Source organism: uncultured Ralstonia sp. (assembly GCA_913056305.1).
Lineage (GTDB): Bacteria > Pseudomonadota > Gammaproteobacteria > Burkholderiales > Burkholderiaceae > Ralstonia.
Genome location: CAJXMR010000006.1, coordinates 25,014 through 39,513 on the forward strand (window position 1 = coordinate 25,014; position 14,500 = coordinate 39,513).

A 14,500-nucleotide genomic window follows, 5' to 3' on the forward strand; every position below is an offset into this window, starting at 1 on the left:
CCGGGCGCTTACGTTTGTCTCACACCTCTGCCCTGCTAACAGGGAAACTTGCAGGGAATTTGGCAATTTCCCTCCCTCTGATCCGGCCACACCCCAGATTTTGCGCGGGCTGCCCGGGGTTGCTGGGTACGACGACCGACTCGAAACAGGGAATAACAGGGAAGCTTGGCAGATTCTCTAGCCGGGCAGGTCAATGCGACCGCCGCCGATGATCAGGAAATCAATTTGATTCATTGTGCCAACCTTGTCTCCATGATTTGAATGAGGTGAATGCGTTCGATTCTGGTGGGCAGCTACACGGCCGGCAGAAGCAACGCGCGCCCTGGCTTACCTTCGAGAACGTGCGAAAACGCGACTTCGGCCTGGTCGATTGGTACCACACAGCCAATGGGTAGATACAGTCGTCTATTCGCGACCTGCCGGCGTAGTTCTGCGATGGCACCCTCAGCGGGGCGGAAGACGGTCCAGGCGTAGTGTTTGCAGCCGGCCGGCAAGGCTGCCGCATGGCGACGTCTGGTAGCGACGGATGCCACAGCACCTCGAATCCAGCCCAGCCGGTCGAAGTTGCTGAGGAGCGGATGGACGGTTGTCGCATGGCCGAGCGCGCCTTCACGCAGACAGCCAACCAGGGCAAGATCGTCGTCCCAGGTAGCAAAATTGAGCGTCGCGTCGAAGCGTTGCGTAAGTGTTTTGAGCGGCTTCTGCGCGCAATCGAATACTTCGGTGGCGCCGGCAGCGCGGCAGGCAGCCTCGGTGACCGGCCAGCCGATTGCAGTTACGCGGGCGCCCCAGGCGGACAAGAGTTGCAGCGAGAGCATGCCTAGCCCGCCTGAAGCGCCATGAACCAGCACCTCTTTGCCGCTGGCGTTGTCAGCGCTTAGGCCCGCCCCTTGGAGCGCCAGCCACATGGTGATGAAACTGTAGGGAAGCGCCGCCAGCGCTTGCGACTCGTGATCGCTAGGAGCTGGAAGTGCGCAGGTGGCCTTGGTCACCACGTGGCTGGTGTGAGTACCGGCAGCGGAGGCCGGTTTGACACCAAAGACGTGGTCTCCCACAGCGAACGTCTTAACGCCGGGGCCAACTGCGCTCACCGTCCCGGCAAAATCGTTGCCTAGCACCAGCGGGAATCGGCCAGCCTTCATCAATGTCATAAGCCGTGTGCCATAGCCCTCCGCGCGGCGTACGTCGATCGGGTTGACCGCGGCAGTCGTGACCGCGACCTCGATCTCGCCCGCTTTAGGGGCGCCATCCGCCAATGGCTGCAGCTCGAAGCGCGTGCCCGCGTGCGGACCAAAACAGGCCAGCGCCTTACGTGTGTTCATCCGTTTTCCTTTGGCGGTTCCTCGTTATGAAATGCATACCAACCTGAGTGTGGCAAGCGGCTTCCCGCGTGGCGACTGCCGGCTTCAGCACGAATCGAACATTTAGCCATCTAAGCTGTGCCAACCGCGGTTTCTCTAATGCTCATTGTTGAGCATCCATCGGTCACCCTTTGACACATTGGCCTAGCGAGACATCTGTGTGGTGACCGTACTCGAATACTAGAATCGGTACCCAACCGATAGGAAGCTGGTGAGCGGATTGATCTTCACCTTGGTTGTCGTGGTGACAGTACCAACGGGGGCTTGAGTCGTGAGCGTAGCTTTGGTCGACAGCCACATGTACGAAAGGGAAGCACCGATCGACCAATGCGAGTCAATGTTGTAGGTCAACCCGGCGTTGACGATTGGCGCAATCGACTTGCTTAGCGATACCGTGGTCGGCCCTTCAAGTAGTGTGCCGAGTGCGGGCGAATACAGGAGCTGTCCTGTCGCGACCGGACGGCTCAGCTCGATGTCTCTGTACCAGACGTATGCGACACCGGCCCCAACGTAAGGCCGCAGGCGCGCTGTCGGCTCGCCAAAGTGATACTGCGCTTGTATCGCCGGGCTCCAGGCGCGGGCGGTACCCATTTCCCCGACTTGGCCAAGTGTGCCCGTGCCACTCAAATGCAGCTTCGGCGGAACGCCAAGGATCGTCTCGATAGCAATGTGATCTGTCACAAAGTATCTCGTGGTGAGCGCAAAGGTGTTGGCGTTGGCCACGGTCGACCCACTACCGGCAACCGTATTCGACTGCCCTACTGCATTCACAGTCAAGGGTTCACTGGAATCCCGCGGTGCCAGATGCAGCCAGCCGGCGTTGACAACCCATTGCCCAGCCGATTGCGCATGGACGGTCGAAGCCGCCGCAATCGACAAAAGAAATGCCGCGCTCTTGTACTTCATGTCTCCTCCGAGTCTTGTAATGTGGGGTACTGCTAACGAGAGAAGTGCCGTGATGTGGCACTCAATGGATGTCGTCCGGTACTCGCACGAATCCACTTTCTGCACTTCCGTGTCGGCCTATGCCCGACACGGCCAATTCGGAGGGCCTCGACCTATGGCACTGAGCGCTCACGCGAGAAGTGCACGAACAGGGAAAGCCCACGCAATGGCTCAGACGCCGATGCGTTGCCGCGGTACAAACGCCTGACCATCGCCCTTTAGTCGACCGTGAATGGAAACGGAAAACGACCGAGCACCTCGCGAGCGGCTGCATCAGAAGCAGGCAGCTCAAGGTGCACTGCCACGACCAGCCCCCTGGACCTTTCATCGGCAACAAGAAGGTCGCTGACGGCGACGCCAGCATCTCGTAGCGCGACTGAGAGCGCGTCCCTGGTCTCCCGATGTTTGAGCGCGGGCTTGAAGATCTTGCCCACGGCAGTCAACGGCATCGCATCGATGATGTGCACCTGGCGGGGCAGCGCTGCCCGCTCAGCAATCTCCGCCTTGAGGAATGCAAGCAGCTCAGCCTCGGTGGCCGTCTCGCCCGCTCGCAGCTGCACGTACGCCACGGGAAGTTCACCGGCATGGGGGTCCGGCCGGCCGACGGCGGCGGCAATCTGCACGGCTGGGTGGCGATGCAGCGGCGCCTCGATCGTCAAGGGATCGATGTTGTGCCCACCCCTGATGATCAGTTCCTTCTTGCGGCCAGTCAGCCAGAAGTAGCCTTCTTCATCCTGCCGCGCGAGGTCGCCCGTATTGAGCCAACGGATGCCATCGCCGCATTCGATCCATAGCCCCCGGTTCTGTTCCGGGACGCGGTAACCCGCGAAGACGTTCCGACCCCAAACGACAAGCACACCGACTTCGCCAATGGTGCAGTCGCGCTGATACGCCCCGTGGTCGTCGAGCACGACCACCTTCATCTTCTGGCCAGGAACACGCAGACCGATGGAGCCGAGCCGCCGCTCCCCCTTTGGTGGATTGACACTGCTCACGCAGGTCGCTTCCGTCAGCCCGTAGCCTTCCAGAATCTTGATGCCGGTCTGTTCCTGGAAGTTGCGGAACACTTCCACTGGCATGGGCGCCGCACCGCACAACCCATACTCGAGCGAGCGCACATCGCGCATGCCGACAGGCACCTGCAGGAGCGACGCATACAGCGTGGGCACGCCGCTGAAGAAATTCACGCGATGGTGTTCAACGATCTCCCAGAAGCGCTGGATCACACCATCGCCGCGATATCCCTGCGGCGTACCGAGGATGACGTGGGCACCCCTCGAAAACGGCAGCAGCCCGGTCACCAGCACGCCGTTGACGTGAAACAGCGGCAAACCGCAAAACACCACCTTGCCCGGACCGATGCCGTCGCCCAGAACCTGCGCAGTGCTCCACGCATTGGCCACCTCGTTTCCATGGCTGCGCATGGCGATCTTCGGCAGGCCCGTAGTGCCGCCCGTGCAGAAGTACGACGATTCGTCCTGCGCCAAGATGCGACGCCTGCTGTTTAGCCCGTCCGGACGTTGTTCGCGGACCGCGCTGTTGAAATCGTGGATCTGCATCGATGCAGGGACCGCGGCGTGCAAGCCCTGAGGGCCATGGAGGCGCAGTACCTCGTTCTTCTGCATCTGTGCTGCACATTGCGCAGCACCGCGAACGCGATCGGCGAGATTCACCAGCACCAGATGCCGTAGTGTCTTGATCGCCGGCAAGTGCGGCTGGAGCTTGGTCCAGAGATCGGTGCCTGGGAACGGAGCTAGGGTGACCAGCACTGCCGCATTGACCGCGTTCAGCAACTCGGCCAGGGCCGCCCCCTCGAGCAACGGATTGAAGGCCGCCACAATGCCGGCAGCCTGGCCTCCCCAGATCACGAAATGCGTTTCCGGCAGGTTGGGCAGCACAAAGGCGATCACGCTGTCCTTCTTGACACCGATGCTGTCGAAGAAGTTGGCCGTCTGCGTAATACACGCGAGCAGTTCCTGGTAGGTCCATGTCTGCGGCGTGCGATGCTCGTCGACGGTCAAAAAGAAGCTCAAAGCCGGTGCCTGCGGGTTCAGGCTTGCGCCCCTGCGGATCATTTCGTAGGTGCTTTCCGGCAAGTCAGCGGGCAAGCCTTGTGCTTCCACAGCTTCAACGTCCAGGAGGGTGGCGATTCCAGGCATGGCTTTCACCCCTCCGCGACGATGCGGTTGCGCTGTACACCCAGATCTACGCGGCCGTCAGCCGCGCGGATGCTCGTCTCCACCACATCGCCCGGCTGCAAATACTGCGGGCGCGCCGATTGAACCGCGAGAAAGATCTCCCATTTCTTCTTTTCCGGCAGGAGTGCGGCAACCTTCTGCTTGGCGGGTGACGGAACAGACAACGCGCAGCCGGCTGGCGTGCCGGTGGCAAGCAAGTCGCCGGCCTCAAAGTCATGCACGCTGGACAACTCTGTCAAGGTTTCGGCGGGGCCGTAGACGAGATTCGCCGTCGTGTCGTTCTGCCGGATTTCGCCGTTGACGGTGAGCTTGAGTTCGAGGCTTTTCAGCGCCGGAAAGTCCAAGACGTCGAGCAGCGTCAGCCAAGGGCCGACCGGCCCAAAGGTCCGGAAGGATTTGCCCTTGTAGAACTGCATCTGCGGGATCTGAATGTCGCGCGCCGAGTAGTCGTTGACGATCACGGCGCCGGCCACATATTCATGCAGGTTATCGTTCGTGACCTTGACTGCGCCGTGAATGGCCTTGCGCATGATCAGTCCGAGCTCGATCTCGTAGTCCAGGAACTGCACCACACGCGGTTTCACCACGTCGGTGTCTGCTGGCACGATACAGCTCGAAGCCTTCGTGAAGATCATGTTGTAGTTCTTCATGTCCGGGTTCATGCCGGACTCGATCATGTGCTGGCGATAGTTAGCTCCCTGACAGACGAACTGCTGATTGGGCGTCACCGGCGAAAGCAGTTTCACAGCGGACAGCTCCAGCGTGTCGCCGTCAAGCAGCGCCAGCTCGGCCAGTGACGTATTGCGAATGAAGTCACCGGTGGTGGCGTAAGTGCCGGGAACCGGCGTGATATGTGCGCCCCGAATGACACCCCATTGGGCGCGATCTCGGTGCTCGAAGCGGACGATGTTGACGGACATGGCAAAAGCTCGTTCGAAGAATGAAGGCGGTGGGACTTGCGGCGCTATTGCGCGAGAGGCATCACGCAAACAAACGCGCCAGCGTCACCAGCTTGCGGAAAGTCAGGTCCGGGCTGCGCCGCAGGTTGCGAATCAGTGCGGCAAGTGCCGACGGTGTCAGCTTGGGCTTGGTGAAACTGGCCGGCATCGGCTGCCCCCACTGCGACATCGCCTCGCGGCTGACCGCGTGCACGCCAGTGGGAACATCCGCTGTGAACAGATCACCGTCGCAGTAGTGCTCGTGCTTGTCGCCCCAAGGGTCCTGCCAGTAGTCGAAGATCTGGCTGCCAAGAATGTGGCGCCCCAAGCCCCATGCATGAGTCCACCCCTTTTCACGGAGCAGGCGATGCCCCATGCCAACCGCATCGGCGTCGACCAGTTCGTAGGCGCTGTGGCTGTACTTCGGCACGAACCCCTGAGCAAGGGCGAGCGTGTGGTGATCGGCCGGCTTGTCGCCAAGATCAAGCCGCATGAACGCGACGGCCGGCGAGCCATCCGGCAATACCTGAACATCGCTGGGGATGAACCCGAAATGCTGCGTGTACCAAGCGCATGTCTCCTGGTAGTCGGCAAGCTCGAGCACGACGTGCCCCAGCCGAATGATCTCGGACGGGATCGCGGGCGGCCGCTGCATCGCATTGATCCGCACGGGTGCGTCGACAGAATTCAACGGCAGCGGAGCACGGTGCGGCAACGCGCTAGCCGGCTCTTGGCACGCTATTGCATCGACACGAAAGCCTGAGGGATCTACCAACTGCACGCGATAGCCGCCACCGGGCCAATCCGATACCTCAACCTTCGACGCACCGGGGACTTGGGCGAGCGCGTCAAGATCGGCGCGGCTATCGACCTGCAATCCGAAGCCGACGAACCCGGCCTTGGGCGCTTTACGCACGACGTAGCAGAAATGTGCGGCGCCCGTGCCTCGCAGTATCAATCGCGCTTCATCTCGATCAACGGTCCGAAGGCCGAAATCCTTGAGAAACTTCTCGGCCTCGTCGAGGTCCGGCCGATCGAAGATCAGATAGGCCAGCGCCGACGCTTTCGTCGTGGGCTGGGGATGGCGCGCAGGCTGTGCGGTGGTCAGTTTCATGGCAAAGGACAATCAGGCTGATTGGATTGCAATTGCGGCGGAAGGCGTCGCCGCACTGGTCGTTCCGAGCAGCGCCAAGCTCTCGCGAACGATGCGGTCGGCTTCCGCGGCAGGGCCGTCGTGGACGATGGTTCTGTCGGGGCGCACGACGGCGACCCAGTCGACAGGCACCGCATTGGGAAGAAACACGCCCTCGAGGTCCTCCCAACTGTCCCGCTTGGCGAGATGCAGCCTCTGTCCGCGATGGGCAATCTGGATGACGGAGCCCCCCACCCAAGCGAATGCCGCAGCTGTGGCGAGATCGAGCGAAGCACGCACGTCGCAGCCGAACCCGACCAGCGTGTATCCATCGCCGAGCACGTCGTCGCTCAGGCGCGTGGCACCATCGGCGCTCTTCAACCAACCCTGCGGGATGACCGCACCTCGGACCAGCTTCGTGCGCGTCCTGCCTTTGACGAAGAGTCCATGCTTGAAGGCGTTCTTTGGTTTGATGCGGAGCTCCTCGAATTGCGCGCGCAGCCCCGGCACCAGCCGCGTCAGCCGCATCAAGCCGTGCGTCGCCAGCGCGATCGCTGCATTGCGAGGCATCACGAGCTTGCCCATGAACCTGGCGAGGTTGATCATGGATTTCGCATGCGGCCGGCGCTCCTCGTCGTAGGTGTCGAGAATGTGGGCATCCGCGCGCCCTTGGATAACCCAGGCGAGCTTCCAACTCAAATTGGCAGCATCCCGCAGGCCTGCCACCAGCCCTTGTCCGACAAACGGCGGCGTAATGTGCGCGGCGTCGCCGGCAAGGAATACACGCCCTTTGCTGAACCTGTCGACGGCTCTGGCGTGGAAGCGGTAGACCGCCTTGCGCTCGATGGTGATGTCGTCGACGTTTCCCCATGGCGCCAGCAGTTCCCGAATACGCTCATCAGACTCCATGTCCTGCCGACTTTCGCCGGGTTGGAGCATGAACTCCCAACGTTCGCGTGCACCTGGTGCAACCATGTGCGGCGTGGGCCGCCGGTGATCACAAATGAATTCGATATGGTCGATCGGATGCGGAACATTGCGCGCGTCCACGATGAGCCAGTCTTCTGCGAAGGTCGTACCCTTGAACGCCTGTCCGATCAGTTGGCGAACGAGCGAGCCGGCTCCGTCGGCGCCGACGAGGTAGCGCGCCCGAACCGTATGCATGCATCCCTGCCCGACATCCAGTGACGCAAGCACGTAATCGGCTTCCGAATGGAAGCTATTGAGCGCGGTCCCCAGAGCGACATGCGCGCAGTCGTACGTCCGCAAGCGGTCACGCAGACAACGCTCGAGGTCAGGCTGATAGAACGTGACGAGCTTCGGATGGCCGTCTAGGCTGCCAAGTGTATTCACCCTGCCGAACTCCCCGAGGATGGGCGAACGCATGCTGACGTAGGGAATGGCAACCGTCTCGAAGTCGCGCTCGCCGATACCCGCCCACTGCAGGATCCGCAATGCTTCGTTGTCGAGCGCGATGGCGCGAGGCGCCATGAACATGTCGGCAGCCTTGTCGACGACCAAGACTTTCACGCCGCGACGCGCCAGCAAATTGGTCACCATGGCCCCGACCGGCCCGAACCCTACGATCAGTACGTCGACTTCAGAAGGCACCGCGCGCTGCAACGACTCGGGCGACTCGCCGCGAACGGACGCACCGGTGCCTGTATGTGCTTTTGTCTCCACCATAACTCCATCTGTCTTTGTTCTGCCGGCTTTGCTCAGCCGTTCTATTGAATATTAAAGTCATAAATGATAATTTTGTCAACATAGACACTTGAATCTATACTCGGGGACGAAGAGAGACTGGAAACCTCATGCCGAACACGCCGAAACGCCGGACATCGAAGCGCTCCTCCCTGGAGACGCCCACTCCCGCTGCAGAAGTCACCGTCGCCGAAGAGCGCGAGCCGCGCGGAGCCCGCCGCAAACGGGAGACCCGTGGCCGCCTGCTTGACGCCGCGCTCCGGCTGATGTCGGAACGAGGCATGGAAGGCGTTGCTATCAACGAGATCACCGAGGCTGCCGACGTGGGCTTCGGCTCCTTCTACAACCACTTCGAATCGAAGGAAGCGATCTATGCCACGCTCGTGGATTCCGTCTTCGAGGAGTTCGCAGATTCGCTTGACCGGCTGACCAGCGGCCTGACCGACGCAGCAGAGATCATTTCCGTTTCCGTGCGGCATACCCTCATGCGCGCACGATGCGAGCCCGTGTGGGGACGCTTCCTCATCCGGGAGGGGTTTTCGGCACGCGCTATGACGCAAGGGTTGGGACAGCGGCTGCTGCGGGACATCCAGCGAGGTATCGCCGCGAAACGCTTTGTTGTTGCCGACCCTTTCATCGGCTTCCTGTCGGTCGGCGGCACGGTGCTTATCACGGTTTCCGCCGAACTCAACTTCGTCGCCCCTGACGCGCCGGCGGCGGGTGCGCTCGAGGCACTCGGTTTCAGCGGCGAACATTTCCCCGAGCGCACGGCCGCGACGCTGTTGCAGACGTTGGGACTCAAGCGAGCGGAGGCGGAGAAGATCGCCAATCGCCCACTGCCTGTTGTTGAAGCTGCTGACCAAGCGGCTTGACGCGATGTGGGACGAACAGGCGCAGGGGCCGATTCGCCCCAAGCACTATTAGGCGGAAGCCGCACTGCTTGGGGCATGCACGTATCGGGTCGTGCCTCTTCAGTTGTGCGAGTCGCTCGGTTGTCCACGCACGATCCGGTCCGCGTCAGCCGAAGCCGGACAACTTGCTACCGGTGCCGATGCAACCGAGCGAATCCCGGCGACGATCTGAGAAGCGATGTCTTTCAGTGCCCGACGGTGACCATCGACCATAGCATTGTTGCCTAAGGACACGTCTTTCCTAATCACGGCGCGGCAGATCAACGCTTGCTGGCTTTGTGCCGGCCGCACACTCCACACCGCGTCAATCAAGACGTGCGAGCCTTGCCACGACTCAAACCTCTGAACATCGACGGCAATGCGATAGACAGGCACATCATCGCTGTGCGGAATGCCGTGCACATCGACTGTGTTCGACTGCCCCGCCACCTGGGCGGACAGCGCGCCGCGAATTTCGTCGCTCAAGGATGACGCCCAGCGATCGTCCTCGAGCAAGGCAACCTGGCTCGGGCTGACTTGCACCACCAACCGGCTGCCGGCTACCGGAGCCGGCACGCGGACGGCAAGGGTGTCGATCCGCAAGTTCGCATTGGCGACGCTGGGCGCATGTTCGATGCTGTCACCAGCACCAAGCGTGTAGAAGCGCGTCGGCGGGGAACTGCAAGCGGCCAGAGCGGCCAACCCGATGCCGGCAGCCACGCCCATGAGAGTGCGCACTGCGCGCGGCGGAAGCGATATCAACGTTGATCTCCTTTCTTGCCGAATAGAAGCGATTCCGGATGACGTTCCAGATAGTCCGCAAGGGCGTTGAGCGACTGAAGCGTATGCGTCAACTCCTGCATGGCTTCGTGCACGTCTGACTGCAGCGGCGAGTCCTGCCGCAGCGTCACTTCCGCTGCGTTAAAGGTACGCTGCGCCGATGCCAGCGTGTCGTGCGCTTGCGGTACCACTTCGGTATCGAGATGGCCGAACAGTCGATTCGCATTCTCCAGTGCACCGTTCAGGTTGGCGCCAATGCGGTCGAACGGGACCTGGTTCAGCTTCTTTGCAATGTCCGCGATCTGCACCTGCAATTCGTCGAGCGAGTTGGGCACCGTCGGCAACTCGACAGGAGAGCGGCGTACGTCGACAACTGCACGCGGCGCCTTCGGGAACATGTCGAGCGCGACGTAGAGTTGGCCGGTCAGCAGATTGCCGGTTCGCAACTGCCCGCGCAGCCCCTGCATGACGAGATGCTGGAGCATGTCGTGCCCCCCAGGCGTATCTGGAGCAGGTATCGCGGAGCTGGTGCGCCGGCTGAGTCGCGCCGGGTACAGTGCCATCGACACTTTCATGCTGAAGGTCTTGCCGCTCTCGTCATATTCGACCCCGATGTCCGTCACTTGCCCCAGGACGATGCCCCGCATGTCAACAGGTGCCCCCACGGACAGCCCGCGCAGTGACTGGTTGAAGCTCATCACGACGTTCATCGCGGCGCCGTCGGGTTCGCGCATCGCGTCGGCTTCGTCTGAAGCGAGCCGGAAGACTGCGTTGTCGGGCGCTTGCGGGCCATCTCCCTGGCCGGGAGGCGTCTGAAACGCCAGGCCGCCAACGATCACGGTCGCAAGCGACTGCGTGTTCAACTTCAGTCCGTTGGAATCGAGCCGCAGATCGACACCGCTTGCATGCCACCACCGCGTGTTGCTCCCGACATATTTGTCGTAGGGAGCGTTCACGAAAACATTGACCTGCACACCGGTGCCGTCCTTGTCGAGCGCGAAGCCGACCACCTGACCCACCTGCAGATGTCGATAGAAGACCGGGGCGCCGATATCGACCGAACCCAGCGAGTCGCCCCGCAATGTGTACTGGTGCCCTTGCTGATCGGTCGTGACGGAAGGCGGATTCTCGAGTCCGACAAACTCGGTCCTGCTTTCCTTGGAGCGACCGATGTCCACGCCGATGTACGCCCCAGACAGCAGCGTGCCGAGCCCCGAAATGCCGCTGGCCCCAACGCGCGGGCGGACGACCCAGAATCGCGTGTCTTTGGCCGCGAAGTTCTCGGCCTCCTTGGTCAGCTGGATTCTCACGAGCACGTGCTTGAAATCCTTCGTCAGGGCAATCGCTTGCACCGACCCGATCTCGACGTCCTTGTACTTGACTTTCGTCTTGCCGGCTTCGAGTCCTTCTGCATTGGTGAAGGTGACCGTGACGGTCGGCCCCTTTTCGGTGATGGCCTTGGCGACCAGCGCGATGCCAATGAGTGCCGCGATCAGCGGAATGAGCCAGACAAAGGACGGGATCCAGCGCTGACGCGGCTTGATCTCGGGATGGGGTAGATCGAAAGGATGCATTGCTTGAAAACAGTTTGGTGGGCGTGGTCTTCGGGCCGTCGTACGCTCAAGACCCTTCTGCTGGCGAGACTCCAGCTTGATGGTCGGCGTGGTCCCAAATGAGGCGAGGGTCGAATTGCATCGATGCAAGCATGGTGAGCACAACCACGGCGCCAAAAGCGAGTGCTCCCGGACCAGCGGCAATCACGGCAAAGGAGCCGAAGTGCACGAGGGCGACGGTCAGGGCGACGACGAAGACGTCGAGCATCGACCAACGCCCGACAAACTCGACGATCCGATAGAGCCTCGTCCGCTCGAGCGGGCGCCAGGCGGAGCGGCGGTGTGCTGCGATCGTCTGCAGCACCAGGATCGCGAGCTTGAGCATCGGCACCATCACGCTGGCGATAAAGACAATAGCGGCGAGCCCCCAATCGCCGGAGGTCCAGAAGTACGCGACACCGCTGAGGATGGTGTCGTCCTCCGACCGGCCCAGCGAGGTGCTGTGCATCACCGGCAGCAGGTTGGCCGGGATGTAGAGGAGCGCGGCAGCAAGCACGAGTGCCGTGGTACGCGAGACGCTGTTCGGGAGCCGGTCATGCAGCGCCGCGCCGCAACGTGAACAGCATTGGTGTGATGCCTGTTCGTTTCGCTCCTGTACACGACCGCATGTGTGGCAGGCGATCCATCCGGCGAGCCTTGCCGAAACGCCATGCGTTGCAGCGGGCTCCGTCGAACGAAGTGTTGGAAGAACGGCAGCGCGCTCGGCATGCGGCTTCACGCGTGGTACACCGGACATGCGACACGTCTTCACCTCGTCGCAAATTTCCCAGAGCACATGGGGATCGAACAGGGAGATGGCGCCCAGCATCACGGTCAATGCTCCGAAGGCAAACAGTGCCACGCCTGGAATCACCTGTGCGAGGCTCACCATCTTCACGGTCGTGACGAGCACGCCGAGCATGAACACTTCGATCATTCCCCACGGCCGCAGCCACTGTACGAATCGCAACGCAGAGCGGAAGCACGGCGGCACCCGCCCCAAGCGCAGCGGAACCAGCACGTACAGCAAGGCCACCAGTTCCATCGCAGGGAACAACGTCGTGGAACAGAACACGATGACCGCGACAACGCGCATGTGCCCGGTCCACAGGGAGGCAACCGCATCGAACAGTGCGGCGCGCGATGTCATGCCATCTGCGTTGAGCGCAATGACAGGAAAGCCCTGGGCGATCAGGAACGTCACCAGCGCGGCGACGGTCAGCGCGCAGGTGAACTCCAGCGTCGGGCGGGCGCGATGGATGCCAGTCAGGCGTGTGCCACAGCGGGAACACCGTGCGACCAGTCCGTTCAGGCGTGGCGGCCGACGGAAGACCCAGTCGCACTCGTGACAGGCGATCAGATGCTCATATTCCATGGGAAACGGCAGGACGATTCGTTGCGGGTGGTTCGGCACCGCCTGGTGCGAAGTCGCGCGCGTTGGCCCGCCGGGAATGGCTCGCTCGACGCGAGCCAGCCCAACCCGGCGGACACGCTCATCATTTGCTGGCGACCGTCGGCGCAGTGTCAGCGGGCAGCTCACCCATGGCTTGGAACAGCGCTGCGGTATCGCTCATGCGCCGGCTCATCGCGCGCACGGTGTCGAGTTGCGCGTTCAAGTACTGCTGCTCGCTCGCCTGCTCAGCGGATGCGGGCAACGACCCTAGCCGGCGACGAGACGCGGTCTCGTGGAACGCGGTGTGCGCAGCCTGCGACGCGATTTCGGCCGATGCGAGCGCCTGGGCATCGTTGTCCAGCGCAGCGAGCGTGTTCGCGACATTCTCGAATGCCGAGAGAACAGCCGACTTGTACTGGAGGACCGCTGCGTCGTAGAGGTCGATCGTCGCCCGTCGATGGGCCAGCAGCGCGCCACCGTGGAAGATCGGCTGCGAAAGTCCCGCGCCCACGGCCCACAGCCCGCCGGCGCCCGACAGCAGCGCGGGCCAACTCAGGCCACCGCGCCCCAGGGCGGCGGTCAGCGACAGGCTCGGGAAGAGCTGTGCCGTCGCCTCGCCGACGTCGGCTGACGCAGCCTTCACGGCGGCGGCGGCGGCGCGAACGTCCGGCCGCGCGCGTAGCAGGTCTGAAGGTACGGCGACGGGCACCTGCTCCGGCAGCGACAGGCTGGCAAATTCGGGAACAGGCGGCGCTGCGTCCGGCGTGCGGCCCATCAAGACCGCCAGCGCGTGACCCGCGATGGCGCGCTGCTGGCGCAGCGGCGGCAGGCTGGCAGCCAGCGACGCGGCGCTCTGCGTCGACGCAAGCGCCTGCGCATGCGACAACGCACCCAGCGCATACCGCTGCTCGTTGTCACGTGCGGTGGCATCCGCCACGACCACAAGCAGCTCGGTCAAGGCGATCTGCTGATCAAGCGCCGACGCTGTGATGGCCGTGCCGACAATGTTGGCGGCCAGCGCACGGCGCGCGGCTTCCAGCTCGCAGCCCTGTACGTCCACACGGGCGGCGCCGGCCTCGTTCGCATAGCGCGTCGCGCCAAACAGATCGAACGTGTAATGTGCCTGCAGTTGTCCAACGAAGACGTTATAGCGCAGCGTCTCCGGGCCTACGCCGGTGACGTTGGGCGTACGCTGACGCGAGGCCTGCGCCCCCGCGTCTAGCGATGGCAGCGTCGAGGAGCCGATCTGCGCGCGCAGATCCTCTTGCGCGGCTGCCAGCGTCTTCTCCGCGCCCGCGAGCGTCGGGTTATTGCGCAAGCCTTCTTCAACCAGCGCATTGAGGGCGTCAGAGTGATAGAGCCGCCACCACTGCGGCACGGGCGCAGCTCCCACATCAAACTGCTGGGCGACACCGGCAGCCTCGGCCGTCTTCAACGGCTGGGATGCGGCGCCATAGTGCTCGGGCGACGGCACCGCTGGCGGCGTGCTCTGGGGCGCGAGCGAACAGGCAGTCAGTGCGAACGCCGTCGTCGCGGCGAGCGCAGAAGTCATACGGGCAAGTTTCAT

Annotated in this window: 11 protein-coding genes; 1 reads left to right on the forward strand and 10 read right to left on the reverse strand. The window is 62.6% G+C overall.

The features are described 5' to 3' along the window. Positions 1-293 precede the first annotated feature (293 nt). The 6 genes from QZ609_RS02070 to QZ609_RS02095 all read right to left on the reverse strand — a co-directional run bounded on the left by QZ609_RS02070 (position 294) and on the right by QZ609_RS02095 (position 8,134). A complete protein-coding gene (locus QZ609_RS02070; protein WP_295490362.1) occupies positions 294-1,322 on the reverse strand; it encodes an alcohol dehydrogenase catalytic domain-containing protein in 1,029 nt (342 codons plus the stop codon). A 219-nt stretch (positions 1,323-1,541) separates the two neighbouring features. Continuing rightward, positions 1,542-2,267 carry an OmpW family outer membrane protein gene (locus tag QZ609_RS02075; RefSeq protein ID WP_295490365.1) on the reverse strand — a complete coding sequence of 242 codons (726 nt, stop codon included), beginning with the start codon at positions 2,265-2,267 and terminating at the stop codon, positions 1,542-1,544. A 257-nt stretch (positions 2,268-2,524) separates the two neighbouring features. After that, positions 2,525-4,465: an acyl-CoA synthetase gene (locus QZ609_RS02080; protein WP_295490369.1), complete on the reverse strand. Its 1,941-nt coding sequence runs from the start codon at positions 4,463-4,465 to the stop codon at positions 2,525-2,527. Positions 4,466-4,470: 5 nt separating this feature from the next. Beyond that, positions 4,471-5,424, reverse strand: coding sequence for a fumarylacetoacetate hydrolase family protein (locus QZ609_RS02085; protein ID WP_295490371.1), 954 nt, complete (start codon positions 5,422-5,424; stop codon positions 4,471-4,473). Between the two features lie 61 nt (positions 5,425-5,485). Beyond that, positions 5,486-6,556 carry a VOC family protein gene (locus tag QZ609_RS02090; protein WP_295490372.1) on the reverse strand — a complete coding sequence of 357 codons (1,071 nt, stop codon included), beginning with the start codon at positions 6,554-6,556 and terminating at the stop codon, positions 5,486-5,488. A gap of 12 nt (positions 6,557-6,568) precedes the next feature. Continuing rightward, complete coding sequence (locus tag QZ609_RS02095) at positions 6,569-8,134, reverse strand: bifunctional 3-(3-hydroxy-phenyl)propionate/3-hydroxycinnamic acid hydroxylase (RefSeq protein ID WP_295490482.1); 1,566 nt, start codon at positions 8,132-8,134, stop codon at positions 6,569-6,571. Positions 8,135-8,388: 254 nt separating this feature from the next. On the opposite strand from QZ609_RS02095, the gene QZ609_RS02100 reads away from it, so the two are divergent. Further along, the gene (locus QZ609_RS02100; protein ID WP_295490375.1) at positions 8,389-9,150 is read left to right on the forward strand and encodes a TetR/AcrR family transcriptional regulator; all 762 of its coding nucleotides are present in this window, start codon (positions 8,389-8,391) and stop codon (positions 9,148-9,150) included. Between the two features lie 99 nt (positions 9,151-9,249). On the opposite strand, the gene QZ609_RS02105 is transcribed toward QZ609_RS02100, so the two are convergent. The 4 genes from QZ609_RS02105 to QZ609_RS02120 all read right to left on the reverse strand — a co-directional run bounded on the left by QZ609_RS02105 (position 9,250) and on the right by QZ609_RS02120 (position 14,500). Continuing rightward, the gene (locus QZ609_RS02105; RefSeq protein WP_295490378.1) at positions 9,250-9,894 is read right to left on the reverse strand and encodes a membrane integrity-associated transporter subunit PqiC; all 645 of its coding nucleotides are present in this window, start codon (positions 9,892-9,894) and stop codon (positions 9,250-9,252) included. A gap of 32 nt (positions 9,895-9,926) precedes the next feature. After that, the gene (locus QZ609_RS02110) at positions 9,927-11,522 is read right to left on the reverse strand and encodes an MlaD family protein (RefSeq protein WP_295490380.1); all 1,596 of its coding nucleotides are present in this window, start codon (positions 11,520-11,522) and stop codon (positions 9,927-9,929) included. Between the two features lie 46 nt (positions 11,523-11,568). Beyond that, complete coding sequence (locus QZ609_RS02115; RefSeq protein ID WP_295490383.1) at positions 11,569-12,915, reverse strand: paraquat-inducible protein A; 1,347 nt, start codon at positions 12,913-12,915, stop codon at positions 11,569-11,571. Positions 12,916-13,036: 121 nt separating this feature from the next. Then, positions 13,037-14,500, reverse strand: coding sequence for an efflux transporter outer membrane subunit (locus QZ609_RS02120; protein ID WP_295490386.1), 1,464 nt, complete (start codon positions 14,498-14,500; stop codon positions 13,037-13,039).